Below are 22,807 nucleotides of genomic sequence, written 5' to 3' on the forward strand. Positions count from 1 at the left end.
CACTCGCCGAAGGTCCTCCATTCATCCCGTTCAGGCGCGGCGCCGGCATCGTCGCGGTCGCCGTGGCGTTGAACAGCGCGCTCTATCTCGCGATCAACAATCGGCAGCCGGCCGATGCGCATGTCGTCACTGCGTCCGCGCTGGACGCGACGCTCGGCCTGCACGCCTGGACGATCTGGCCGTACTGGCTGCTCCTGCTGCTCGCGCCGGCCATGGCGCTCGCGATTCGCGGTCGATACCTGTTCGCGGCGACGATGCGTGCCTACGTCGTCGCTCTCGCGCTCAACGTGGTGCTGTGGCTTGCGGTTCCGACGCGATTGCCGCGGATGCCGCTGCCTGACGGGCTCGACCCCGCGACCGTGGGCGCATGGCGATTGCTGCTCGCGGTCGACGCGCCGGGCAACTGTTTTCCGTCGGGCCACGTGACGTTGCCGCTGGTGATCGCGGCAGGTTTCTCGCTGCAATACCCGCGCTTTGCGCCAGCGACGTGGCTCGCGATCGTCGCGCTGCTGCCTTCGGTGGTGACCACGGGGCAGCATGTCGCGATGGACATCGCCGGCGGCGCGGCGACGGCATTGATCGGACTTTTCGTGACGCGACATCCGTTGTTGTGGCGTGCGCCGCGCGATGTCGCGGCTACGACAAACGCGGTTCGCGCTTCGCACTTGCCGCGTCGCTGACTGTCGCCCGCGGTGTGCACGTAACGCCGCGCGACCCGCCGTGGCGACGCGCCACCGACCGCCTGCTCTAAGATCACGCGCCGCTTTCGCCCGTCCGTGCATCGTTCGCCCGACTCCACGAGCCCTTTCCGCATGGCTGACCTGATCCATCGCGACTTCGTCCTCGACCCGCCCGATCCCGAGCGCCTCGCCAACCTGTCCGGTCCGTTCGACGCGCACATGCGCCTGGTCGAACTGCGGCTGGGCGTACAGGTCGCCAACCGCGGCAACGTGTTCCGCGTGACCGGCACCCCCGCTGCCGCGCAGCAGGCGGACCGCCTCATCCACGAGTTGTGGGAGGACACACAGACCGAAACGCTGAGCGAGCACGCGATCCACTTGCGGCTGTCCGATGCCGGCATGCAGCAGCGCATGGCGGACGATGTCGAGCCGCAGGAAGTCGTCATTCGCGTGAAGCGCGGCAACCTGCGTGCGCGCGGCGAAAACCAGGCGCGCTACCTGCACGCCATCGCGATGAACGACATCAACTTCGGCATCGGCCCCGCCGGTACCGGCAAGACGTTCCTCGCCGTGGCGAGCGCCGTTGAAGCGCTCAACTCGACGCGCGTGCAGCGCATCATCCTCGTGCGGCCTGCGGTCGAAGCCGGCGAGAAGCTCGGCTTCCTGCCGGGCGATCTCACGCAGAAGGTCGACCCGTACCTGCGCCCGCTTTACGACGCGCTGTACGAGATGCTCGGCGTCGAGAAGGTGGCCAAGCTGCTCGAACGCAACGTCATCGAGATCGCGCCGCTGGCCTACATGCGCGGCCGCACGCTCAACGATGCGTACGTGATCCTCGACGAGGCGCAGAACACCACCGTCGAACAGATGAAGATGTTCCTGACACGCATCGGCTTCGGCAGCACCGCGGTGGTGACGGGCGACATGACGCAGATCGATCTGCCCAAGCACCAGAAGTCCGGGCTCAAAGACGCGATCGAAGTGCTGCGTGGCGTCGAAGGCATCAGCTTCACCTTCTTCGAGGCGCGCGACGTGGTGCGTCATCCGCTGGTGGCCCGCATCGTGACCGCCTACGATGCGCGCGACGCGGCAGCCGACGCGGCCGCCGGCCGGAGCTGACGCGCGGAGAACGCGATGTCGGTGGAACCGGAAGTCAGCGTCAGCTACGCGACGGGGCGCAAGGGCGTGCCGTCGTCGGCGAGCTTCGCGAAGTGGGTGGCGGCGGCACTGCACGATCGCGACGCGCCCGCATCGGTCGGCATCCGCATAGTCGCGCCCGACGAGGGACGCGAGCTCAACCGCACCTACCGCGGCAAGGACTACGCGACCAACGTGTTGAGCTTCCCCGCCGAGCGCCCGGAAGGCCTGCCCGACGACGTCGAGCTGCCCGATCTCGGCGACCTGGTGATCTGCGCGGACGTGGTCGCCCGCGAGGCGGCCGAACAGGGCAAGAAGCCCGCTGACCACTACGCCCACCTCACCGTCCACGGCGTGCTGCACCTGCTGGGCTGGGATCACGTCGAAGACGACCAGGCCGAGGCCATGGAATCCCGCGAGAGCACCATCCTCGCCGGGCTGGGCATCGCAGACCCGTACTAGCAGCGCGCGCAGTCTCATCAGCGCGCATGACGTGGCAGCCGCGCGCCGCCATGCCACCGGCGCAAGACTAGGACCCCAAAAAGGAAACCCGCCGAACGGCGGGCTTCCCTACTCGTCAATTCTGGTTTCGATGGCCTGCGGGGTCCGTCCCCGGCTGGATCGTGCCACCGCTGCCGGTCGTACCGCCATCGAACGGGCCGTCCGCCAAGTATGTGTTGTTATACGTCGTGTGGGGCTGCGGCTCGCCGTCACCACCAGCGACAACGGACACTTCAGCGATATCGAGTTCACGCATTTCAGATTTTCCTTTTTCTGCAGTCGGAAGGATTGCAACTACCGCTAACCGACATTCGCGGTAGCTGTAGATGGGACCCTAGTTCGCGTTGCGATGGCCACCCGGATCGGTCCCCGGCTGTGGCGTACCCGGCGTTGCGTACGGCGGGTCCCCATAAGGTGGCAGTACGAGTTCGTCGCCCTGCCCGCCGCTCACCATATCCAGTTCCATGTCGCTCAAGTTGCGCATCACATCAACTCCTTGTCGTTCGTCGACTCATATATGTACACGCGGCGGCCGACGGCGCCGACGACTGACACTGCCGCCCCTCCTGCTCGCCTGTCAAGCACATTTCCGTCACGACGATTGCCGGTCTGAACGCTAGACTGGCGCCGCCGCCCCGAGCGGCGCACTGATGCGAAGACATGTCCGAGGACGACAGTAGTACCCACCACCACGAACGCGGCGGCGACCGCCGCTCCTGGTTCGAACGGATCAGCTCCGTTCTCTCAGGCGAGCCCTCCAACCGCGAGGATCTCGTCGAACTGCTGCGCGACGCCCAGAACGACGGCCTGATCGAGGCCGACACGCTGCGCATGATGGAAGGCGCGATCGCGGTGTCGGACATGACAGTGGGCGACGTGATGATCCCGCGCTCGCAGATGGTTTCGCTGCCGGCCGACACGCGCTTTCTCGACCTCATGCACATGGTGGTCGAGTCCGGCCATTCGCGCTTCCCGGTGCATGGCGAGGATCGCGACGAAGTGCTCGGCGTGCTGCTCGCCAAGGACCTGCTGCGCGGCGTGGTCGCCGACCACGGCCCTGCGACCATCCACGAGCTGCTGCGCCCCGCGCTACTGATCCCCGAGTCCAAGCCGCTGGACGTGCTGCTGCGCGAGTTCCGCCAGTCGCGCAACCACATGGCCATCGTCATCGACGAGCACGGCGGCGTCGCCGGCCTGATCACCATCGAGGACGTGCTGGAGCAGATCGTCGGCGAGATCGACGATGAGCACGACGAAGCCGCCGATCCGAACGCGCTCATTGCCGCGCAGACGGACGGCCAGTTCGTAGTCGATGCGCTGACGCCGATCGCCGATTTCAACGAGCGGTTTGGTGCGGATTTCGACGACGACGAATACGACACCATCGGCGGCCTGGTCACCGCCGCCATCGGCCACCTGCCCGAAGCCGGCGAGGAACTCACGCTCGACCGCTTCGTGTTTCGCGTGGCCGGCGCCGACGCCCGCCGCGTGCACGCCTTCCACGTGGGCGTGCATGGCGAGGCCTGATCGCAGCGCAAGCGGCCTCGTCCGCGCGCTGCTCGTGCTGTTGATGCTGCTGACGCCGTTCGTGGTGTCGGCCGCGCCTCGCGTCGGCGTCGCCACCATGCAGCCGGGCGAGGTGTTCTGGGAGCGTTTCGGCCACGACGCAATCGTCGTCGTCGACCCCGCCACCGGCGCCGCGACGTCCTACAACTTCGGCTTCTTCGACCCGTCCGAGCCCGGCTTCGTCGGCAACTTCGTGCACGGGAAGATGCGTTACCAGCTCGCCGCCCTGCCCTTTGAGCGGGACATGGTCATGTATCGCGAGGAAGGCCGCGGCGTGTCCATCCAGTGGCTGCACCTGACCGATGCGCAGGCCACGCAGCTCGCCGCCGCGCTGGCGACGAACGCGTTGCCCGAGAACGCGACGTACGACTACGACTACTTCCGCGACAACTGCGCCACGCGCGTGCGCGACGTCATCGACCGCGTGCTCGGCGGCGAGCTGCATCGCCAGCTGTCCGGGCGCTCGCATGGCACCACGTATCGCAGCGAGGCCACGCGTTTGGCGTCGCCCGCCACGTGGATGTGGACGGGTTTCGACGTCGGCCTCGGGCCGCGGTCGGACCGTCCACTATCGCTGTGGGAAGAGGCGTTCGTGCCGATGCGCCTCGCCGCGTCGCTGCGCGAGGTCGAGATCGACGGCCATCCACTGGTCGACAGCGAAACGCGCGTGCTGCCGCATCGCATCTTCCCGGAGCCCGCGGACGTGGCGCGCTCGCCGTGGCCGTGGCTGGCGGTCGGGTTGATCCTCGGCGCCCTGCTGGGTACCGCCGGAACGCATCGTCCGCGCCCCGTCGCCGCGTTCGCACTGGTGTTCTGGACGCTCGCCGGCGTGGTCGGCGCGCTGATGCTGTTCCTGTGGCTCGGAACCGTGCACGAGTTCGCCTGGGCCAACCGCAACTTGCTGCTGCTGAATCCGCTCGCGTGGCTGGGCTTGCCGGGTGCGTGGCGCGTGCTGCGCGGCCGCGCGTCGGGTCCGCTGCTGCAGCGCGTGCTGCCGGTGCTCGCGGGTCTCGCGCTGCTGGCGATGTTCTCGCTGTGGCTGGAGTCCGGCCCGCAGGACAACGCGCGCTGGATCGCGCTGTTGATGCCGATCCACGTCGGCCTCTGGGCCAGCCTTCGCAACACGCGCCACCCGCCGGCCGCTAGCATCGGCGCATGATCGAAGCCGCCTACGCCCAGTGCGTCATCAACTGCGCCGCCTACACGCGCGAGGGCGAGCGTCGCGACATCGGCATCGAGCAGATCAGCGACGTGCTGGCCGTCGACGACGGCAGCTGGGTCTGGGTCGGCCTGTACGAGCCGGCGGCGAGCGTGCTGGAGAAGCTGCAGGAGGAGTTCGGCCTGCATCCGCTCGCAGTGGAGGATGCGCAGAACGCGCACCAGCGCCCGAAATTCGAGACCTACGGCGACTCGATGTTCATCGCCGTGCACACGGCGCAGACCACCGATGGCGCGATCCGTTTCGGCGAGACGCACATCTTCGTCGGCCCGCGCTACATCGTGACGGTGCGCCACGGCGCGTCGTCCAGCTACGCCACCGCGCGTGCACGCATGGAGCGCGAACGTGCGCTGCTGGTGCACGGCCCCGGCGCGGCGCTGTACGCCGTGCTCGACCTGATCGTCGACAACTTCATGCCGATCGTCGATGAATACGGGCGGCTGCTCGGCGAGCTCGAGAAAGACATCTTCGCCGAGGATTTCCGCAAGGAAACGGTGCAGCGCCTGTACTGGCTCAAGCGCGACCTCACCGAACTGCGCATGGCGGCCGAGCCGCTGCAGGACATCGTCAGCCATCTCACGCGCGAGCCCGGCGGGCTGGTCGACGAGACGATCCAGCCCTACCTGCGCGACGTGCTGGACCACGCGATCCGCATCCAGTCGTCCACCGAAACGCTGCGCGAGATGCTGACGGCGGCGGTCGGCGTGAACCTGTCGCTCGTGACCGTGCAGCAGGGCGAGATCGTGAAGCGGCTCGGCGCCTGGGCGTCGCTGCTGGCGGCGCCGACGCTGGTCGCGAGCTGGTACGGCATGAACTTCGAGCACATGCCGGAGCTACACGGGCGCTGGAGTTACTACGTGCTGATCGGGTTCATGGCGCTGGTGGTGCTCGCGCTGTACGGCAAGTTCAAGAAGGCGCGCTGGCTCTAGCCGACCGCCGCGTCGCGCGTTTCGCGCACTCGGTTACCGCATCGCACATTGACCCAAGCGCCGCCGCGCGAGACGCTCGCCGCCTCACGGGAGGTGCGCGATGCGGGGACTGGCGGGACTTTTCTGGGCGGCACTCGGCCTGCTCGCGGTTGCGGCACTTTCGGTGCTCGCGCTGCATCGCGGCGAGACGGTGAGCGCGATGTGGCTGGTCGCGGCATCGGCCAGCATCTTTTTCATCGCCTACCGGTTCTATGCGCGCTACGTCGCGAAGGCGATCGGCGTCGATCCGTCGCGGCTGACACCGGCGCATCGCCGCAACGACGGCCTCGACTACGTGCCGACTGAGCGCAGCGTGCTGTTCGGCCACCACTTCGCGGCGATCGCGGGTGCGGGCCCCCTCGTCGGCCCGGTGCTCGCCGCGCAGATGGGCTACCTGCCGGGCACGCTGTGGATCCTGTTCGGCGTGGTGTTCGCCGGCGCGGTGCAGGACATGCTGGTGCTGTTCTTTTCGACGCGCCGCGACGGCCGTTCGCTGGGCGAAATGATCCGCAGCGAGATGGGCAACGCGGCCGGCGCGATCTCGATGCTCGGCATCGCCGCGATCATGTTGATCCTGCTCGCGGTGCTGGCCTTGGTCGTCGTCAAGGCGCTCGCGCAGAGCCCGTGGGGCACGTTCACGGTTGCGATGACGATTCCGATCGCGTTGCTGATGGGCGTCTACCTGCGCTGGGTGCGGCCCGGTCGCATCCTCGAGGTGTCGATCATCGGGCTGGTGCTATTGCTCGCGTCGATCGCGATCGGCGGGCGCGTCGCGGCCGATCCCCAGTGGAGCGCGCTGTTCCGCCTGCAGGGCACGACGCTCGCGTGGCTGCTCATCGGGTACGGCTTCATCGCCTCGGTACTGCCGGTGTGGCTGCTGCTCGCGCCGCGCGACTACCTGTCGACCTTCCTCAAGATCGGCACGATCGTCGGCCTCGCGCTCGCGATCCTGTTCGCGATGCCCGACCTGCACATGCCGGCGGTGACGCGTTTCGTCGACGGCACCGGCCCCGTGTTCACCGGCACGCTGTTCCCGTTCCTGTTCATCACCATCGCCTGCGGCTCGGTGTCGGGCTTCCACGCGCTGATCAGCTCGGGCACGACACCGAAGATGCTCGGCAACGAACGCGACATTCCGCTGATCGGCTACGGCGCGATGCTGATGGAAGCGTTCGTCGCGGTGATGGCGCTGGTCGCGGCGTGTGTGCTGCAGCCCGGCCTGTATTTCGCGATGAATGCGCCCGCGGCTGCACTCGGCACGACGCTGGATTCCGCGTCGACCGCGATCAACGCATGGGGTTTCGCGATCACACCTGAGACGCTGGCTGCGGCCGCGAAATCGATCGGCGAGGAAACCGTGCTGTCGCGCACCGGCGGTGCACCGACGCTCGCAGTCGGCATGGCGCAGATCCTCGCGCAGCTCGGTGGCGGCGAACGCATGATGGCGTTCTGGTACCACTACGCGATCCTCTTCGAGGCGCTATTCATCCTGACCACGATCGACGCCGGCACGCGTGTGGCGCGCTTCATGTTCCAGGAGATCGCCGGCCTCGCCTACGCGCCGCTGCGCAACACGGAGAGCTGGGTCGGCAACCTGCTGTGCACGGCGCTCGCCGTCGCGGGCTGGGGCTGGTTCCTCTACCAGGGCGTGGTCGATCCGCTCGGCGGCATCAACACGCTGTGGCCCTTGTTCGGTATCGCCAACCAGATGCTGGCCGGGATCGCGCTGGTGTTCTGCTGCGTGGTGATGGTGCGCATGAAGCGCGAGCGCTTCCTGTGGATTCCCGGCATTGCGACGCTGTGGCTGCTCGTCTGCACGCTCACTGCGGGTGGCGAGAAGCTGCTGCATCCGGATCCGAAGATCGGCTTTATGGCGGCGGCGCGGAAGTTCTCCGACGCCGCGGCGCGCGGCGAAATCATCGCGCCGGCCAAATCGCTGGCCGACATGCACCGCGTCGCGTTCAACAACATGCTCGACGCCGGCCTCTGCGTGCTGTTCGTCGGCGTGCTGCTGTCGACCACGTTCTTCGGCGTGCGCGCGATGCTGGCTGCGCGTCGCGACGTGCGCCCCACTGCACGGGAGACGGACTATGTCGCCGTCGGTTGACGCTGCACGCAGTGCACTGTCGGGCGCGTGGCGCCATCTCGCGCAGACGGCGCGTCTGGTGATCGGCATTCCCGATTACGACGTGTACGTGCAGCACATGCGGCGTTCGCACCCCGATATCGCGCCGATGGACGAGGCGACGTTCTTTCGGGAGCGTCTGCATGCGCGTTACGGGCGAGGCAGGTCGCGATGCTGCTGACGAGAACGTTCGCGCTGCTGCTAGCGCTGTCGCCTGTCGCGGCGCGGGCCGAATGCCTGCGTTATGAGCCTAGCGTCGTCGCGCTGTCCGGCACTTTGTCCACGCGCACGTTCTACGGTCCGCCGAACTACGGCGAAGATCCGCTCACCGACTCCAGGGAGCGGCAGGTCCTATTGCGTCTCGACGCGCCGATGTGCACGACGACAAGCCCGGACGGCGACGACGTGGCTGAAAAGGGTCAACGCGAAGTCACCCTCACCTTCGCCGACCTCGACCTGCGCCCGTACATCGGCAAGCACGTGCGGATCGAGGGCACGCTGTTCCATGCGATCACTGCGCATCACCACACGTCTGTGCTGATCGACATCAACGCGCTGCCGACTCTGACGACAAAGCCGCCGGCCAGCACGCGGCACAGCGCACACAAGTAGCGAGTCAGCGCGTCGGTTTGCGTCGCGACGGCTGCACCGACCTCGCCTGCATGACTTGCGGAATCGCATCGAGCAGTTCGCGCGCTAGGAATCCCATCGGCCCACCCTGCTCTCGCGCCAGCACATCGCCCGCGGCTGCATGCAGATACACGCCCCACGCCGTGGCATGGAACGGATCGACGCCACGTGCCGCCAACCCGCCGATGATCCCCGACAGCGTGTCGCCGGAACCCGACGTCGCGAGGCCGACGTTTCCGTAGCGGTTCGACACGATCGCATCGCCGCGGCCATCATCCAGCGCGACACCATCGATGATGTAACTCGTCGCGCCCTTCATCACGCAGACGGCGCGAAAGCGTTTCGCCATCTCGACGCCGAGCTTCAGCGGATTCGCCTCGACGACCTCGCGCTCGCAACCGAGCAGGCGTGCAGCTTCCCCGGCATGCGGCGTCAGAATGCGCAACGCGCGACTGGTCGAGATCGCATCGGCGCCGCGGTCGAATGCGCACAGCGCCGCGGCGTCGATCACCACAGGCACTTCGGGAAGCGCAGCAAGCCATGCAGCGAGCATCCGCGACGTCGCGTCGGCCTCCAGCAATCCGGGACCGACCACGATCGCGTCGGCATGCTGCGACATCTCGTCGATACGACCGCGCGCTGCGGTCGCCAATGCGCCGGACTTCGTTTCCGGCAGCGACACGACGCGCGCCTCGGGCACCGCGGCGGCGACAAGCGGGGCCGCACTCGCACACGTCGCGACCTGCAACTTCCCCGCACCCGCACGCAATGCAGCAACCGCCGACAGCAGCGCCGCCCCCGGCATCTCGCCCGCGCCGGCAATCACAAGGATGCGACCGCGCGCATCCTTGTCGCCCTCGTGCGACGGCTGCGGCAGCGGATGCCGCTTCAGCCACGCAGGCGAGATCGCGGTGACGCGCGGCGACCTCACTTCGGCCCCGCCGGCACATCGGGTTCGGTGGTGACGTGCTCGCCCGCCTCGACGATGGGCGCGACGAAGTTGTAACGCTCAAGTACGAGCTTGCCGGACTTGCTACGCACGGGATCGAACTCGTAACCGGTGACCGAGCAATTCGCGACATCCTTCTGCCGATCGATCTCCAGCACCTGCGCTTCAGTCATGCGTTCGAGCAGGTAGCGGAAGCACAACACGGTGACCTGATGCGCGACGATCAGCACGCGGTCGCAGCGGTACTCCCTCGTGATCGTGTCCACGACGCTGCGCAGCCGCAGGATCACGTCGCACCAGCTCTCGCCGCCGGGCGGGCGGTGATAGAACTTGCCGATCATTTCGAGTGCATGCGCCTGATCGGGATAGCGATCGCGGACACCGAGTCGTGTGAGCCCGTCGAAGATGCCGAACTCGCGCTCGCGCAGTCGTTCGTCGAGACGGATGCGGTCGCAGTTGATGTCGCACTGCTCGAGCACGCGCGCCAGCGTCTGCCGCGTGCGCACATACGGCGAGCACAGGAACACATCGGGACGTTCGTGTTCGGGCAACGCAGCGAACCATCGCCCGAGCGCATCGGCCTGCCGTTCGCCAAGCGGCGACAGCGGAACGTCGGCATCGCGCGTGCCGTAGTCGTACGTGAGCGCGTCCGTGGCACGCGCGCGATCACGCGCGACGTTTCCCGCCGACTCGCCGTGCCGGACGATCCACAGGCGGTCGGGCCACTTCTGCGTGTCGTTCATGCAAGCAGCCTGCGCGACGGCGCGGCTACGGCCCGTCAACGCGCTGCCACAACGAAAACGCCCGGCACCTTGCGATGCCGGGCGTCGTGGTCCGCGGTTGGACCCGCTTACTGGCCGATGTGCTGACGCAGCCAGTCGTTCACCGTCTCGTGCCACTTCACGCTGTTCTGCGGCTTGAGTACCCAGTGGTTCTCGTCCGGGAAATACAGGAACTTCGACTCGATGCCCTTCTGCTGCAGCGCGCTGAACGCCGCGATGCCCTGCTCCACCGGGATGCGGAAGTCCTGCTGGCTGTGCACGACGAGCATCGGCACGCGCCAGTTCTTGACGTAGTTCACCGGGTTGTACTTTTCGTACAGATCCGGGTGTTCCCACGGCGTGCCGCCGTTCTCCCAGCGGCTGAACCACAGCTCTTCGGTGCTGTAACCCATCATGCGGTTGTCGAACACCCCGTCATGGTCGACCAGACACTTCCACGGCTGGTTCCAGTTGCCGGCGATCCAATAGACCATGTAGCCGCCGTAGCTCGCGCCGAGTGCGCAGGCCTTGTTGCCGTCGAGGAAGTTGTACTGCTTCTGCGCGGCCGCCCAACCCTTCTGCAGGTCTTCCAGCGGGCGATCACCCCAGTGCTGGCTGATCGCGTCGGTGAATGCTTGGCCGTAACCGGTCGAGCCGTGGAAGTCGATCATGACGACCGCGTAGCCCTGACCCGCATACGTCTGCGGATTCCAGCGGTAGCTCCAGCCGTTGCCGAAGCTGCCCTGCGGGCCGCCGTGGATCAGGAACGCGACGGGATACGTCTTGCCTTCCTGGTAGTTCCACGGCTTCACGACGTAGCCGTGCACGGTGTCGTTGTTCCAGCCCTTGAAGCTGAACTGCTCGAAGTCGCCGAAGCGCACGTCGCCAAGCATGTCGCCCGCCGAAGGACCGAGCGCGTGCACGCCCGCGCCGTTGAGGCCCCCCGCGAACAACTGGTCGCCCGACTTCATCGAGTTGCGGGTGAATGCGAGTACGTCGTTCTCGACGTCGAACGAAGACACCGTGCCGTCGCCGACGAGCTTGGTCACGCCGCCCGATGCGATGTCGACCGCCCACAGCGGATGCTCGCCCATGTCCTCGGCGGTGGTGTAGATCGTCTTGCCGTCACTCGACAGCGTGATGCCATCGGCCGAGCGATCCCACTTCGGGTCGATCTCGCGCGTCGCGCCCGACGCGAGGTCCATCGCCATCAGCGCGAAGCGGTCGGCCTCGAAGCCCGGGCGCTTCATCGCGCGGTAGTACAACGTCTTGCCGTCGGCGCTGAACACGCCGCCCGTGTCCCACGCCTTGTTAGCCGCGGTGAGGTTGCGCGTCTCGCCCACGCCGTCGGCGGGTGCGAGGTAGAGATCGAAGTTGGTGGACGTCGGTTCGTCGCGGTCGGAATTGCGCGCGCTGAACACGACGGACTTGCCGTCCGGCGACCAGCCGAATTCGGTCGAATCACCGAATGGGCGCGACGGAACGTCGGCGACCACGTTTCCGCTGACGAGCTTCGCGGTCGCGGCGGTTTTTCCTGCGCCCGGCAGGTCGACCACGAACAGGCGATTGAGCTTGCCTTCGTTCCACGCATCCCAGTGTCGGATGAACATGTGGTCGAACTCGACACCACTCGTCTTCGGCGTCTCGGTCTTCGGCGCGTGCTTGGCGTTGCAGGCGAGGTCGGCCGCGCAGTCGGCGAACGATTCCATCGACACCGCAACGCGATCGCCCTGCGGCGACAGCGCGAACGCATTCACGTCCATTGGAAGCGCAGTGACCTGCACCGGCGTGCCGCCACCGACCGGCACGTAGTAGAGCTGCGACGACCCGCCCTTCGAGCTCAGGAAGTAAACGCGCTTGCCGTCCTTCGAAACTTCGGGCGAGTTGACGTTCCAACCTTCGGGCGTGATGCGCTTGGACGCCTTCGGCGACGAGCCGGCGGTGCCCTGCGTCCACAGCGCGCTCGACGCCTTGTTGGCGTCGAAGTCGACGACGCGTCGCGCGTACACGAGCGTCTTGCCGTCCGGCGTCAGCGCCGGGGATGAAAAGCGGTCGAGCGTGGCCAGTTCCTTAGGTTGCAGGCCGTGTGGCGCGGCGCCCGCGGCGAAGGGCAGCACGGCGGCGACCATCAGGGGCAACAGGGCGGGACGAGGCATCGGAACTCCACGATCGGACAAGGTCGCCGATGGTAGGCGTACGGCCGGTGGTGGCAAAGCGAACGCGTGCTGCGTGCGCACCGTTCGGCTGCGTATCCGTCGCGACGTCCGCGTGGCGGCCTGCGTGGGCATCGCGACGGGGCCGCGGCGTCGTGCACTGCAACACGGCGCCGCGACGCGAGCAGGCCGCTGAACGACACGCGTACCCCGCCCGGCTGCGCGCAGGCCCGTGGCTATACTCGGGCACCTTTTGCACGCCGGAGTGGTGCGTGACGCAAGCCTCGAATGTCGCCGCGCTCGCCGCGGATCCCCGTCGCGACCTGTTCGGCCATCCCAAGGGCGTCTACGTCTGCTTCTTCACCGAGATGTGGGAGCGCTTCTCGTTCTACGGAATGAAGGCGCTGCTCCTGCTGTTCCTGCTCAAGCACCACCTGTTCAAGGACGCCGCCGGCTACGACGTGCTCGGCGCGTACGGCGGCCTCGTCTACTGCATCCCGGTGTTCGGCGGCATGCTCGCCGACCGCTACCTCGGCACGCGCAAGGCCGTGATCTTCGGCGGCATCCTGCTGGTGCTCGGCCATCTCGGCATGACGATCGAAGGCCACGATGCGCATGTCATCGCCGGCAGCGTCGTGCGCGACGAATCCGCGTTGCGCGCGTTCTATCTCTCGCTCGCGCTGATCATCATGGGCGTCGGCTTCCTCAAGCCGAACATCTCGACGATCGTGGGACGCCTGTACGCGGAAGACGATCCGCGTCGCGATTCGGGCTTCTCGCTGTTCTACGCCGGCATCAACCTTGGCGCGCTGTTCGCGTCGATCGTCTGCGGTTATCTCGGCCAGACGCTGGGCTGGAAATACGGCTTCGGCGCCGCCGGCATCGGCATGGCCCTCGGCCTCGGACAGTTCCTGTGGGGCCAGAAATATCTGGAAGGCCATGCGGAACCGCCGCGGCCCGAACTGCTGCGCGAACGCGTGTTCGGGCTTCCGCGTGAGCTCGCGATCTATGTCGGTGCGATCCTCGGCCTCGTTCCTGTTGCAGGACTGATGTACGCCGTCGCGAATGGCGTGTTCCGCCTGCCCGGCGGCATCTCGCTCGCGCTCGGCCTGATGATCCTCGTGATGGTCGGCGTGCTCGTGTGGTTCTTCTGGTTCACCGCGACGCGATGCACGCCGGTGCAGCGCCAGCAGATGTACGCACTGATCCTGCTGATCGCGATGTGCCTGGTGTTCTTCACCCTGTACGAGCAGACCTACGGCTCGTGGGTGACGTTTACGGACCGCATGCTGACGAAGGACATCGTCCCGTCGCTCGTGCAGCAGCTGCCCGACGTGCAGGCCGCCGGTGCGCCTGCGGTGACGTTCGCGCAGTTCATGCGCTCGGTTCCGTGGTCGATCATCTCGCTGCTGCTCGCGCCGCTCGCGTTTGTGGTCTCCGCATCGCTGTCGGACCGCAATCCGCAGTCGACGGCACCGCGCGCGTTGTTCGGCCTGTCGGTGCTCGCGATGCTGGTGTTCCTCGTCCGCGACGCGCTCGTGCTGCCGCAGACCGCCGGCTCACTGACCTACCTCGGCGCGATGTTCATCGTGCTGCTTGCGCCGACATTCGGTGCGCTATGGGCCTACCTCGGACGTCGCGGCCTGGACCCGTCCAAACCGACCAAGTCCGCGCTCGGTCTGCTGTTCGGCGGCCTCAGCTTCATTCCGCTCGCATGGGCCGCGCAACACGCCGGAGCGACCGGCGCGATGGCGAGCGTGTGGTGGCTGGTGCTCGCCTACTTTGTGCTCGAAGTCGGCGAGATGTGCCTCGCACCCGTGGGTCTGTCCGCGGTGACACAGCTGTCCGTTCGCAGCGTCGTCAGCCTGATGATGGGTACTTGGTTCCTCGCGACCGCGTTTTCCGAAACACTCGCCGCGCTGTTCGGCAAGCTCGCATCGCTCGACATCGCGGAAGGCGCGACGATCAACATGGTCGAAGCCGGCGCGAAGTACGCGCACCTGTTCTGGATGATGATGTGGATCGGCGTCGGCTGCGCGATCGCAGCGTTTGCCCTGTCGCCACTGCTGCGCAAGTGGATGCACGGCGTGCATTGACGTTTCGCCGCTTCGTCGACGCAAAAAGAAGGGCGCCCTCGGGCGCCCTTCTCGTTCCTGCAAATGACGTCTCGCTGTTACTTCGCAGTCGCCGCACTACCCGTCGACGTCGTCGCGACCTCACCACCGATGTTCTTCGCGAGGAACGCCAGCAGGCGCGTATAGAACTCGCGCTGGTGCTCGATCTTGTAGAAGCCGTGGCCTTCCGTGTCGTAGTAGAGCGTCTCCACCGGAACACCCGCCTGACGCAACGCCTGCTCCATCATCTTGCTGTGCTGGATCGGTGCACGCTGATCCTCACCACCCGCGGCAAGGAATACGGGGACCTTGATCCGTCGCGCGACCTTGGTCGGCGATGAGGAATCCGGCAGCTCGCCCTTCGCGCCGATCCACTGTTCGATGTAGTTGCGGCCGCTGCGCGTGTCGTTGGTGTCGCCGTTCGTGTAGAGGGTCGGAAGGTCGTAGACACCAACGTAGCCGGCCGCGCAACGATAGAGGTTCGGCTCCTTGGCGACGCCCATCAATGAGGCATAGCCGCCGTAGCTTGCGCCGTACAGGCAGATCTTCGATGCATCCGCTACACCTTGCGCAATCGCCCAGCGCGTTGCGTCCGTAAGGTCGTCCTGCATCGCCTTGCCCCACTGGAGGCCGCCCGCCTCCTGGAAGCCACGCCCATAACCGCCGGAACCACGGAAGTTGACCTGGAGAACGGCGTAACCCGCGCTGGCGAGCAGGTCACGCTCCCAGTTGTAGTCCCACGTGTCGGAAATGCCAAACGGGCCGCCGTGCGGCAACACCACCATCGGCACGCGACGTCCGGCTGCGCCCGAAGGACGCGTCAGATATCCGTGGATTTCGAGCCCGTCGCGCGCTTTGAACACGATGGGTTCCGCCGCGTGAACGGTGGCCGGATCCATCCAGTCACGGCGGCTGAGCAGCAATTGCGCCTTCTTCGCCACCGTATCGAACAAGTAGTAGTCGCCCGGGTTCTGATCGCTGGAGACACGCACCAGTGCCGTTGCACCGTCCGTCGTTTCTGACGTCACGAAGACGCGGCTGCCGGCAAACGCGGCCTCAAGGCTCTTCTGCAGGCGCGCCTCGGCGCCCGTCGGATCAAAGAACTGCGTGCGCCCTTTGCCGTCGTCGAAGATGACGCCGACCGGCTGCTGCGTGCCGTGCCGATAGATGACGTCTGCCGGATCGGCCGATTTGTCGCCGAACAGGTCCTTGCGTTCGTGCGTCTTCAGGTCGAGCGATACGAGGCGGGCGGGGTGCGACTTGTCGTCGACCTCGAGATACGCCGTCTGGTTGTCGACGGAGAACCCAATCGCATGTTCGCGGTGCCCGGACACGGACTCATCATTGACGAGTTCCCACGCGGCGCCGTCGCCGCTGCGGTAGTACAGCTTCCCGACGAGGTTGGTTTCTTCGCCGTCCGCGAACCGAACGACGCCGTCGTTGTCAGTCACGAAACTCGCTTTGCGTATCGGCGCCATGGCGACACGCTGGCGCTGCCCCGTATAGACGTCGATGCGCTCGGCCCGGACGAACGGATCGGCGGCGAACGGGACAACCTCGACGATCGCGAACTTGTCGTCGCCTTGCAGCATATCGATCGGGAAGGCAGCGACATCTTCCGCCTGCTTCTTCTTGATGTGCGTACCCATCTCGCCTCGTGCACGGAACCCGACGAGCAGCTCCATGTGCGAGCCGTCGGCGTTCATCCCATAAAGCTCACCAGTTGCCGAAGGGCGATCAAGAGCGCCAAACTTTTCGGCTGCTGAGATGAACAGACGCTCGTCGTTGACCCAGTCGAAGTCCGCGATGGCAGTGTTACGTCCAAGGTCGAAGCTGCCGGTGAGCTTGTTGTCACTACGCCGGAGCACGACAAGCGCCGTTCGATCCTCCATCGGAACTGTCGCTGCGAAGTAGTCACCCTTCGGCGAGATCTTGATGGCTTCAAACTTGTCGCGACGAATGAACGAATCGACATCGACGGCTTGCGCCTGGCCGGCCCATGCGAACGCCATCGCGATGGCGACGGTCACGGTTTTCAACGATTTCATGCGGTCCCCTTCGGCTGATGCGGCAGGCCACCCCCGGCCTGCTCCCCGCCGCCATTATCAGGGGTTCGCGCCGCTCCGTCCCGTCATCGCATCCAGGGTGCGCGCCAGCTCATCGCGCCAATCCGGCGTTGCGATGCCTGTTGCGCGAAGCTTGCCGGTCGACAGCACGGAATACGCCGGGCGCTTCGCCGGAGTTGGAAACTCAGACGTGGAGATACCGATAACAGCCGGACGACGCGCGAGCATCCCGCGTTCGAAGGCGCCGTCAACGATCGCGGATGCGAACCCATGCCAGCTCGTCGTGCCGGCGCATACCACATTCAACAGCCCCGTCGGACGGCGATCGCGCGCAAGCAGCTCAAGAGTAGTGCGGGCGATGAAATCGGCGGTCGTCGGCGCACCGACCTGATCATTTACCACCCGCAGCTCCGGGCGTTCCGCGGCAAGGCGCAGCATCGTGCGAAGAAAATTGTGGCCGTGCGGCGAATAGACCCAAGCCGTACGGATGACCAGCGAACTCGCCGCGTTGCCCAATATCGAGCGCTCGCCCGCAAGCTTGCTCTGTCCATATACGCCGAGAGGCGCTACGACGTCGATCTCGCGATACGGTTCGCTACCGCTGCCATCGAAAACGTAATCAGTCGAATAGTGCACGAGGAACGCGCCGACCTCGTGACAGGCGTGCGCCATCACGAGCGGTGCCTGCGCGTTCACTGCAAACGCGGCATCGCGCTCTGTTTCGGCGCGGTCAACTGCCGTGAACGCCGACGCATTGATCACGACCTCAGGTCGCAGTTCGCAAATCAGCGACGCCACCGCCACGGCGTCAGTGACATCGAGCGCGTGCGTTCGCACATCCCCGACGGTGTCCCCATTTCGCGAAGACGCGACCCAAGACCCATCGCGCGGCGCATGACTCAGAAGCGCTTGGCCAACTTGGCCGTTGGCGCCAATGACGAGCGTCGTCATGCGTCGAATGCCGGCAGCCTATCCGCAGGAATGTTGGCGAGCAGCGATGCGTTGGCGTCTTTCGGAGACAGAGACGGAGCCGACACCGGCCAATCGATGGCAAGCTTGGGATCGTCCCAGCGAATGGATGCATCAGCGGTCGGGTCGTAAGTGGCCGTGCAAAGATACGAGAACAACGCAGTTTCGCCCGTCACGACAAAACCGTGCGCGAAACCTTCCGGTATCCACATGTGACGCTTGTTCTCGCCACTAAGCAGCACCGCAGTCCACTCGCCAAACGTCGGCGAGCCGCGACGTATATCGACCGCGACGTCCCAAGCTTCTCCTTGGAGGACCGTGACGTACTTTCCTTGCGGATTGGGCCACTGGTAGTGCAAACCCCGCAGTACGCCGCGTCGGGAGGACGAGATGTTGCCTTGGCGAAAGCAGCCGGACATACCCGGTAGCGCTGCACGATCGAAGTTGAACGATTCGTAGAAAAATCCGCGGTCGTCGCTTAAGACAGTGGGTTCAACCACTACACAACCCGGCAGGCGAGTTTCAATCAGCTTCAAGGGATGCGCCCACGGTCGATCAAACTAAGCAAATAGATCCCGTACCCGTTTTTCCGGAGGGGCTGCGCGAGACGGATCAGGTCTTCATTGGTGATCCAACCGTTCCCCCACGCAATTTCTTCCGGGCAGCACACGCGAAGACCCTGACGCGCTTCGATGGTCTCGATGTAGTTCGACGCTTCCAGCAGTGACTGGTGCGTACCGGTGTCGAGCCAGGCGTAGCCTCGACCCAACCGCTGCAGATGCAACGAACCTTCCTCGAGATACGCGCGGTTGAGATCGGTGATTTCGAGTTCACCCCGCGGCGAAGGCTTCAGCTTGGAGGCGACCTTGCTCGCGCGGCCGTCATAGAAATAGAGGCCGGTCACTGCATAGTTCGAGCGGGGCTGCGCGGGCTTTTCTTCAATGTCCACCACGCGGCCGTCGGCATCGAACTCGGCGACGCCATAACGCTCCGGATCGTTGACCCAGTATCCGAAGACCGTCGCCCCGTCGATGCGCGCGTCGGCCTCGTGCAGCATCCCGGTGAGCCCTGGCCCGTGGAAGATGTTGTCGCCGAGCACGAGGCAGCTCGGTGCGCCGGCCAGGAATTCCTCACCGATCAGAAACGCCTGCGCAAGACCATCCGGACTCGGCTGCACGGCGTATTCGATCCGCATGCCCCACTGTGAGCCATCGCCCAGCAGCGTCTTGAACAACGCCTGCTCGTGCGGCGTGTTGATGACCAACACATCCCGGATACCCGCGAGCATCAGCACGCTCAGCGGGTAATAGATCATCGGCTTGTCGTACACCGGCAGCAGCTGCTTGCTGATGGCTTGCGTGATCGGATACAGCCGGGTGCCCGAACCGCCGGCGAGGATGATGCCCTTGCGACCGGTCGTGCTCATGCTTGCCCGATCCGTTCGAGTCGGTAGCTGCCGTCCAGCACGCGCTCGACCCAAGGCTGATGTTCCAGATACCAGTCGACGGTTAGTTCGATGCCCTGTTCGAAGGTAGCGGTTGGCGACCAGCCGAGTTCGTTCTCGATCTTCGATGCATCGATCGCATAACGCCGATCATGACCCGGGCGGTCGGTGACGAACGTGATCAGCGATTCCCGCGCACGGCCATTGGCCAGCGGGCGCTTCGCATCGAGCAGCCTGCAGATCGTGCGCACGACCTCGATGTTCTCGCGCTCGGCGTTGCCGCCGACGTTGTACGTCTCGCCGACGCGGCCCGCCTCCAGCACGCGACTGATCGCCGAGCAGTGATCGCCGACGAAAAGCCAATCGCGGACGTTGCGGCCATCGCCATATACGGGCAGCGGCTCGCCGCGAAGCGCGCGCGCGATGATCAACGGAATGAGCTTTTCGGGGAACTGGAACGGCCCGTAGTTGTTCGAGCAGTTCGTCGTCAGAACCGGCAGGCCGTATGTGTGGTGGAACGCACGCACCAGGTGATCGGACGCCGCCTTCGACGCCGAGTAGGGCGAATTCGGCGCGTATGGGGTGGTCTCGGTAAACTTGCCGGTTTCGCCGAGCGAGCCGTAGACCTCGTCCGTCGAGACGTGCAGGAAGCGGAATGCATCGCGAAGCGACGCATCGAGCGACTTCCAGTAATCGCGCGTCTTTTCCAGCAGGCTCAGCGTGCCGACGACGTTCGTCTGCACGAACGCGGCCGGCCCGTCGATCGAGCGATCGACGTGGCTTTCCGCAGCGAAGTTCACTACCGCATCCGGCTGGTGTTCGGCCAGCAGGCGCTCAACCAGCCCCGCGTCGCCGATATCGCCCTGCACGAACAAGTGGTTCGGATTACCGTCGAGCGACGAAAGCGTGTCGAGGTTGCCGGCGTAGGTAAGCGCATCGAGATTGACGATGCGGACGCCTCGCTCGACGGCGTCCAGCACGAAGTTGCCACCGATGAAGCCGGCCCCGCCGGTCACTAGCCACGTGGTCAAGCGGGATGCTCCTGATGGGGACATTGCAGCGATCAGAACGGAATGTCGTCGTCCGCGAAGTCGCTGCCGAAATCGTTGTTGCGCGCGGCCGGTGCTTCGCGACGCGGAGCCGGCGTGGACTGCGGGGCGCGCTGCGGACGATCGCCGCCGCTGCGGAACTCGCCACGGCCGCCGCTGGCACTAGTTCCTTCGCCGCCTCCGCCGCCGAGCATCTGCATCTCGTCGGCGATGATGTCGGTGTAGTACTTCTTGGCATCGCCCTCGCCCGATGTCGAGTACTCAAGCCGCCCTTCGATGTAGACCTGGCGACCCTTCTTCAGGTACTCGCCGGCGATCTCACCGAGCTTGCCGAACAGCTTGACGCGGTGCCACTCGGTCTTTTCCTGCTGGTTGCCCTCGCGGTCCTTGCGCACGCTGGTCGTGGCGAGGCTGATCGAGGTGATCGCCATGCCGCCCTGCGTGTACTTGACCTCGGGATCGTTGCCGAGATTGCCGACGAGAATGACCTTGTTGACGCCGCGTGCCATGTGTCCTGTCCTTTCCGGGTCGTGGTGACGACCGGCATTGAAGTATACCCGCCGGCCGGTGTCGGTCGGCCGACACCCCGATGACGCGTCGGAAATGTCCGGGCGACGACGGGGCCCGCCTATAATCGCCGGCCGCTTTCCCACCGAGCGAGACGCGTCGAATGCCGTCCCCGTCCCTGTCCGACATCCAGGCGCTCGCCAAGGCCCCGATGGCCGCGGTCGACCACCTGATCCGGGACCGTCTCGCCTCGGACGTCGTGCTGATCAACCAGGTCGCCGAATACATCATCGGCGCCGGCGGCAAGCGCCTGCGGCCAATGCTTCTGCTCCTCGCGACGGGCGCGGCCGGCGGCGAGCGCGCGATCGACGCCAACGCGCACCAGCTCGCCGCGGTGGTCGAGTTCATCCACACCGCTACGCTGCTGCACGACGACGTCGTCGACGAGTCCGACATGCGCCGCGGCCGCCGCACGGCAAACGCGGTTTGGGGCAATGCCGCGAGCGTTCTGGTCGGCGACTTTCTGTATTCGCGCAGCTTCCAGCTGATGGTCGAGCTGCAGCGGATGGAGGTCATGCAGATCCTTGCCGACACCACCAATCGAATTGCCGAGGGCGAGGTGTTGCAGCTGATGCACATTCGCAACCCCGATACCGACGAGGCCGCCTACCTGCGCGTGATCGAGCGCAAGACGGCGGTGCTGTTCGCCGCGGCGACGCGTCTCGGCGGCTTGCTGGCGAACGCACCCATCGAGCAGTGCGACGCGCTCGAAGCGTTCGGGCTCGACCTCGGCTACGCATTCCAGATCGCCGATGACGTGCTGGACTACGCGGCCGATGCTGACGTGCTCGGCAAGAACCTCGGTGACGATCTCGCCGAAGGCAAGGCGACCCTGCCACTGATCCACGCGATCAGGCACAGCGATGCGAAAACGTCCGAGCGACTTCGCGACATCGTGTCGAATGGCGATGTCGAGGCGCTCGACGAAGTCATCGCGGCGATCCGCGCGACCGGCGGGCTCGACTACAGCCGCGATCGCGCGAATGAATATGCCGCGAGAGCCGAAGCCGCCCTCGGCGCCCTGCCCGCGAACGCGTACACCGACGCGCTGCGCGGGCTCGCGCGCTACGCCGTCAGCCGCGAGGCTTGACGGCGGACGCCGCGGCGAATCGCTCGCGGAAGAAGTCGGCCATCATCCGGTACGCACGCGGCGCCTGCTTCGCGTCGTAACGGCAATTGCTGTTCGGGTCATTGCCGGCGTCCGGCTCCGCGAAGCAATGCACTGCACCGCCGAAATCGACGAACTGCCAGTCGGCGCCGGCAGTGGTCATCTCCGACTGGAACGTGGCGACTAACTCGCGCGGTGCGCCCTTGTCGGCGGCGCCGTTGAGCACGAGCAGCGGTGTCTTCGCGACACCCGGCGCCGCTGGCATCGTGGCGTCGAGGCCCGCGTGCAGCGTGACTGCGCCGTCCAGCGCGACGCCTGCGCGCACGAGTTCAAGCACCGACGTGCCGCCGAAACAGAAGCCGAACGCGCCGATGTGGCGCGCATCCAGCGGTGCACTGCCGGCTTGAGCACGCAGCACGTCGATGGCCTTCTGCATGCGCGCGCGCAGCTTGGGGCGATCGCCTTTCAGCGCGCCTGCCGCGGCGCCCGCCGCCTTCTGATCCTTCGGCCGCACGTCGCGACCGTAAACGTCCGCGACCAGCACGACGTAGTCGCGGCCGGCCACCTTCTTGGCCTTCTCTACGGCCGACGCGTTGATGCCCATCCAGTTCGGCACCATCACCAGGCCCGGACGGCTCTTGCCGCCCGCGTCGTCATAGACGAGCACGCCCTGGAACTTGTCGGTGCCCACGGTCCAGTCGACGTTGCGGGTGCGCATCGCGGCGTGCGCCTGCACAGCGGCGAGCAGTAGGACCGCGGTCGAAGCGATTCGGAATCGGCGGAAGGTGGTCATCGGAGCCT

At 66.1% G+C, this 22,807-nt stretch carries 23 protein-coding genes; 11 read left to right on the top strand and 12 right to left on the bottom strand.

The annotated features are described in order from the left end of the window. Positions 1-62 precede the first annotated feature (62 nt). The 3 genes from ACVWWW_RS11520 to ybeY all read left to right on the top strand — a co-directional run bounded on the left by ACVWWW_RS11520 (position 63) and on the right by ybeY (position 2,279). Entirely contained in the window at positions 63-680 is a 618-nt protein-coding gene (locus ACVWWW_RS11520) for a phosphatase PAP2 family protein (RefSeq protein WP_155914354.1), read from the top strand. Between the two features lie 132 nt (positions 681-812). Next, positions 813-1,799 carry a PhoH family protein gene (locus tag ACVWWW_RS11525; RefSeq protein ID WP_027083424.1) on the top strand — a complete coding sequence of 329 codons (987 nt, stop codon included), beginning with the start codon at positions 813-815 and terminating at the stop codon, positions 1,797-1,799. A gap of 15 nt (positions 1,800-1,814) precedes the next feature. Next, entirely contained in the window at positions 1,815-2,279 is a 465-nt protein-coding gene (gene ybeY, locus ACVWWW_RS11530; RefSeq protein ID WP_027083423.1) for an rRNA maturation RNase YbeY, read from the top strand. A 115-nt stretch (positions 2,280-2,394) separates the two neighbouring features. Here ybeY and ACVWWW_RS11535 read toward each other — a convergent pair whose 3' ends face one another. Next, the gene (locus ACVWWW_RS11535; protein ID WP_027083422.1) at positions 2,395-2,574 is read right to left on the bottom strand and encodes a hypothetical protein; all 180 of its coding nucleotides are present in this window, start codon (positions 2,572-2,574) and stop codon (positions 2,395-2,397) included. 78 nt (positions 2,575-2,652) lie between these two features. Beyond that, positions 2,653-2,802, bottom strand: a complete 150-nt coding sequence (locus tag ACVWWW_RS11540; protein WP_155914353.1) for a hypothetical protein — start codon at positions 2,800-2,802, stop codon at positions 2,653-2,655. Positions 2,803-2,978: 176 nt separating this feature from the next. On the opposite strand from ACVWWW_RS11540, the gene ACVWWW_RS11545 reads away from it, so the two are divergent. The 6 genes from ACVWWW_RS11545 to ACVWWW_RS11570 all read left to right on the top strand — a co-directional run bounded on the left by ACVWWW_RS11545 (position 2,979) and on the right by ACVWWW_RS11570 (position 8,808). Continuing rightward, positions 2,979-3,845, top strand: a complete 867-nt coding sequence (locus ACVWWW_RS11545) for a transporter associated domain-containing protein (protein WP_027083421.1) — start codon at positions 2,979-2,981, stop codon at positions 3,843-3,845. Beyond that, positions 3,832-5,043: a lipoprotein N-acyltransferase Lnb domain-containing protein gene (locus ACVWWW_RS11550; protein WP_051235273.1), complete on the top strand. Its 1,212-nt coding sequence runs from the start codon at positions 3,832-3,834 to the stop codon at positions 5,041-5,043. The genes ACVWWW_RS11545 and ACVWWW_RS11550 overlap by 14 nt, the downstream gene beginning before the upstream one ends. Next, positions 5,040-6,032, top strand: coding sequence for a magnesium/cobalt transporter CorA (gene corA, locus ACVWWW_RS11555; protein ID WP_027083420.1), 993 nt, complete (start codon positions 5,040-5,042; stop codon positions 6,030-6,032). The genes ACVWWW_RS11550 and corA overlap by 4 nt, the downstream gene beginning before the upstream one ends. 100 nt (positions 6,033-6,132) lie before the next feature. Continuing rightward, the gene (locus ACVWWW_RS11560; RefSeq protein ID WP_027083419.1) at positions 6,133-8,178 is read left to right on the top strand and encodes a carbon starvation CstA family protein; all 2,046 of its coding nucleotides are present in this window, start codon (positions 6,133-6,135) and stop codon (positions 8,176-8,178) included. Further along, positions 8,162-8,377, top strand: coding sequence for a YbdD/YjiX family protein (locus ACVWWW_RS11565; protein WP_027083418.1), 216 nt, complete (start codon positions 8,162-8,164; stop codon positions 8,375-8,377). Before ACVWWW_RS11560 ends, ACVWWW_RS11565 begins: the two co-directional genes overlap by 17 nt. After that, complete coding sequence (locus tag ACVWWW_RS11570; protein ID WP_027083417.1) at positions 8,368-8,808, top strand: DUF4431 domain-containing protein; 441 nt, start codon at positions 8,368-8,370, stop codon at positions 8,806-8,808. Before ACVWWW_RS11565 ends, ACVWWW_RS11570 begins: the two co-directional genes overlap by 10 nt. A gap of 4 nt (positions 8,809-8,812) precedes the next feature. Here the strand turns inward: ACVWWW_RS11570 and ACVWWW_RS11575 are convergent, their stop codons facing one another. The 3 genes from ACVWWW_RS11575 to ACVWWW_RS11585 all read right to left on the bottom strand — a co-directional run bounded on the left by ACVWWW_RS11575 (position 8,813) and on the right by ACVWWW_RS11585 (position 12,692). Further along, positions 8,813-9,757 (bottom strand): NAD(P)H-hydrate dehydratase, encoded by a 945-nt coding sequence (locus tag ACVWWW_RS11575; protein ID WP_036142087.1) that lies wholly within the window; start codon positions 9,755-9,757, stop codon positions 8,813-8,815. Further along, positions 9,754-10,518, bottom strand: coding sequence for a histidine phosphatase family protein (locus ACVWWW_RS11580; RefSeq protein WP_027083415.1), 765 nt, complete (start codon positions 10,516-10,518; stop codon positions 9,754-9,756). Before ACVWWW_RS11580 ends, ACVWWW_RS11575 begins: the two co-directional genes overlap by 4 nt. Before the next feature lie 107 nt (positions 10,519-10,625). Next, positions 10,626-12,692 (bottom strand): alpha/beta hydrolase family protein, encoded by a 2,067-nt coding sequence (locus ACVWWW_RS11585; protein WP_036142084.1) that lies wholly within the window; start codon positions 12,690-12,692, stop codon positions 10,626-10,628. A gap of 269 nt (positions 12,693-12,961) precedes the next feature. On the opposite strand from ACVWWW_RS11585, the gene ACVWWW_RS11590 reads away from it, so the two are divergent. Next, complete coding sequence (locus ACVWWW_RS11590) at positions 12,962-14,785, top strand: oligopeptide:H+ symporter (protein ID WP_027083413.1); 1,824 nt, start codon at positions 12,962-12,964, stop codon at positions 14,783-14,785. A gap of 77 nt (positions 14,786-14,862) precedes the next feature. Here the strand turns inward: ACVWWW_RS11590 and ACVWWW_RS11595 are convergent, their stop codons facing one another. From ACVWWW_RS11595 to ssb, 6 genes are read right to left on the bottom strand one after another with little or no spacing between them, the layout of a single operon-like run. Next, positions 14,863-16,851, bottom strand: a complete 1,989-nt coding sequence (locus ACVWWW_RS11595; protein WP_081672151.1) for an alpha/beta hydrolase family protein — start codon at positions 16,849-16,851, stop codon at positions 14,863-14,865. A gap of 57 nt (positions 16,852-16,908) precedes the next feature. Continuing rightward, on the bottom strand, positions 16,909-17,820 hold the full coding sequence (rfbD, locus tag ACVWWW_RS11600; protein WP_027083411.1) for a dTDP-4-dehydrorhamnose reductase: 912 nt from the start codon (positions 17,818-17,820) through the stop codon (positions 16,909-16,911). Next, positions 17,817-18,374: a dTDP-4-dehydrorhamnose 3,5-epimerase gene (rfbC, locus tag ACVWWW_RS11605; protein WP_036142081.1), complete on the bottom strand. Its 558-nt coding sequence runs from the start codon at positions 18,372-18,374 to the stop codon at positions 17,817-17,819. The genes rfbD and rfbC overlap by 4 nt, the downstream gene beginning before the upstream one ends. After that, a complete protein-coding gene (gene rfbA / locus ACVWWW_RS11610) occupies positions 18,371-19,264 on the bottom strand; it encodes a glucose-1-phosphate thymidylyltransferase RfbA (protein WP_027083409.1) in 894 nt (297 codons plus the stop codon). The genes rfbC and rfbA overlap by 4 nt, the downstream gene beginning before the upstream one ends. Beyond that, positions 19,261-20,313 carry a dTDP-glucose 4,6-dehydratase gene (gene rfbB / locus ACVWWW_RS11615; protein WP_027083408.1) on the bottom strand — a complete coding sequence of 351 codons (1,053 nt, stop codon included), beginning with the start codon at positions 20,311-20,313 and terminating at the stop codon, positions 19,261-19,263. The genes rfbA and rfbB overlap by 4 nt, the downstream gene beginning before the upstream one ends. A gap of 32 nt (positions 20,314-20,345) precedes the next feature. Continuing rightward, positions 20,346-20,840, bottom strand: a complete 495-nt coding sequence (gene ssb, locus ACVWWW_RS11620; protein WP_027083407.1) for a single-stranded DNA-binding protein — start codon at positions 20,838-20,840, stop codon at positions 20,346-20,348. Between the two features lie 161 nt (positions 20,841-21,001). Here ssb and ACVWWW_RS11625 point away from each other — a divergent pair, with 161 nt between their 5' ends. Further along, on the top strand, positions 21,002-21,988 hold the full coding sequence (locus ACVWWW_RS11625; RefSeq protein ID WP_027083406.1) for a polyprenyl synthetase family protein: 987 nt from the start codon (positions 21,002-21,004) through the stop codon (positions 21,986-21,988). Here ACVWWW_RS11625 and ACVWWW_RS11630 read toward each other — a convergent pair. After that, positions 21,972-22,799: a dienelactone hydrolase family protein gene (locus ACVWWW_RS11630; protein ID WP_027083405.1), complete on the bottom strand. Its 828-nt coding sequence runs from the start codon at positions 22,797-22,799 to the stop codon at positions 21,972-21,974. The genes ACVWWW_RS11625 and ACVWWW_RS11630 overlap by 17 nt on opposite strands. Between the last annotated feature and the right edge of the window lie 8 nt (positions 22,800-22,807).

This window comes from Lysobacter sp. HA18 (assembly GCF_054057595.1).

What these genes read in the sequence shown, in the direction of transcription:
- ACVWWW_RS11525 (WP_027083424.1), top strand. Translation starts at nt 813, where the DNA reads ATGGCTGACCTGATCCATCGCGACTTCGTCCTCGACCCGCCCGATCCC.
- ybeY (WP_027083423.1), top strand. Translation starts at nt 1,815, where the DNA reads ATGTCGGTGGAACCGGAAGTCAGCGTCAGCTACGCGACGGGGCGCAAG.
- ACVWWW_RS11535 (WP_027083422.1), bottom strand. Translation starts at nt 2,574, where the DNA reads ATGCGTGAACTCGATATCGCTGAAGTGTCCGTTGTCGCTGGTGGTGAC.
- ACVWWW_RS11540 (WP_155914353.1), bottom strand. Translation starts at nt 2,802, where the DNA reads ATGCGCAACTTGAGCGACATGGAACTGGATATGGTGAGCGGCGGGCAG.
- ACVWWW_RS11545 (WP_027083421.1), top strand. Translation starts at nt 2,979, where the DNA reads ATGTCCGAGGACGACAGTAGTACCCACCACCACGAACGCGGCGGCGAC.
- ACVWWW_RS11550 (WP_051235273.1), top strand. Translation starts at nt 3,832, where the DNA reads ATGGCGAGGCCTGATCGCAGCGCAAGCGGCCTCGTCCGCGCGCTGCTC.
- corA (WP_027083420.1), top strand. Translation starts at nt 5,040, where the DNA reads ATGATCGAAGCCGCCTACGCCCAGTGCGTCATCAACTGCGCCGCCTAC.
- ACVWWW_RS11560 (WP_027083419.1), top strand. Translation starts at nt 6,133, where the DNA reads ATGCGGGGACTGGCGGGACTTTTCTGGGCGGCACTCGGCCTGCTCGCG.
- ACVWWW_RS11565 (WP_027083418.1), top strand. Translation starts at nt 8,162, where the DNA reads ATGTCGCCGTCGGTTGACGCTGCACGCAGTGCACTGTCGGGCGCGTGG.
- ACVWWW_RS11570 (WP_027083417.1), top strand. Translation starts at nt 8,368, where the DNA reads ATGCTGCTGACGAGAACGTTCGCGCTGCTGCTAGCGCTGTCGCCTGTC.
- ACVWWW_RS11580 (WP_027083415.1), bottom strand. Translation starts at nt 10,518, where the DNA reads ATGAACGACACGCAGAAGTGGCCCGACCGCCTGTGGATCGTCCGGCAC.
- ACVWWW_RS11585 (WP_036142084.1), bottom strand. Translation starts at nt 12,692, where the DNA reads ATGCCTCGTCCCGCCCTGTTGCCCCTGATGGTCGCCGCCGTGCTGCCC.
- ACVWWW_RS11595 (WP_081672151.1), bottom strand. Translation starts at nt 16,851, where the DNA reads ATGAAATCGTTGAAAACCGTGACCGTCGCCATCGCGATGGCGTTCGCA.
- rfbD (WP_027083411.1), bottom strand. Translation starts at nt 17,820, where the DNA reads ATGACGACGCTCGTCATTGGCGCCAACGGCCAAGTTGGCCAAGCGCTT.
- rfbA (WP_027083409.1), bottom strand. Translation starts at nt 19,264, where the DNA reads ATGAGCACGACCGGTCGCAAGGGCATCATCCTCGCCGGCGGTTCGGGC.
- ssb (WP_027083407.1), bottom strand. Translation starts at nt 20,840, where the DNA reads ATGGCACGCGGCGTCAACAAGGTCATTCTCGTCGGCAATCTCGGCAAC.
- ACVWWW_RS11625 (WP_027083406.1), top strand. Translation starts at nt 21,002, where the DNA reads ATGCCGTCCCCGTCCCTGTCCGACATCCAGGCGCTCGCCAAGGCCCCG.
- ACVWWW_RS11630 (WP_027083405.1), bottom strand. Translation starts at nt 22,799, where the DNA reads ATGACCACCTTCCGCCGATTCCGAATCGCTTCGACCGCGGTCCTACTG.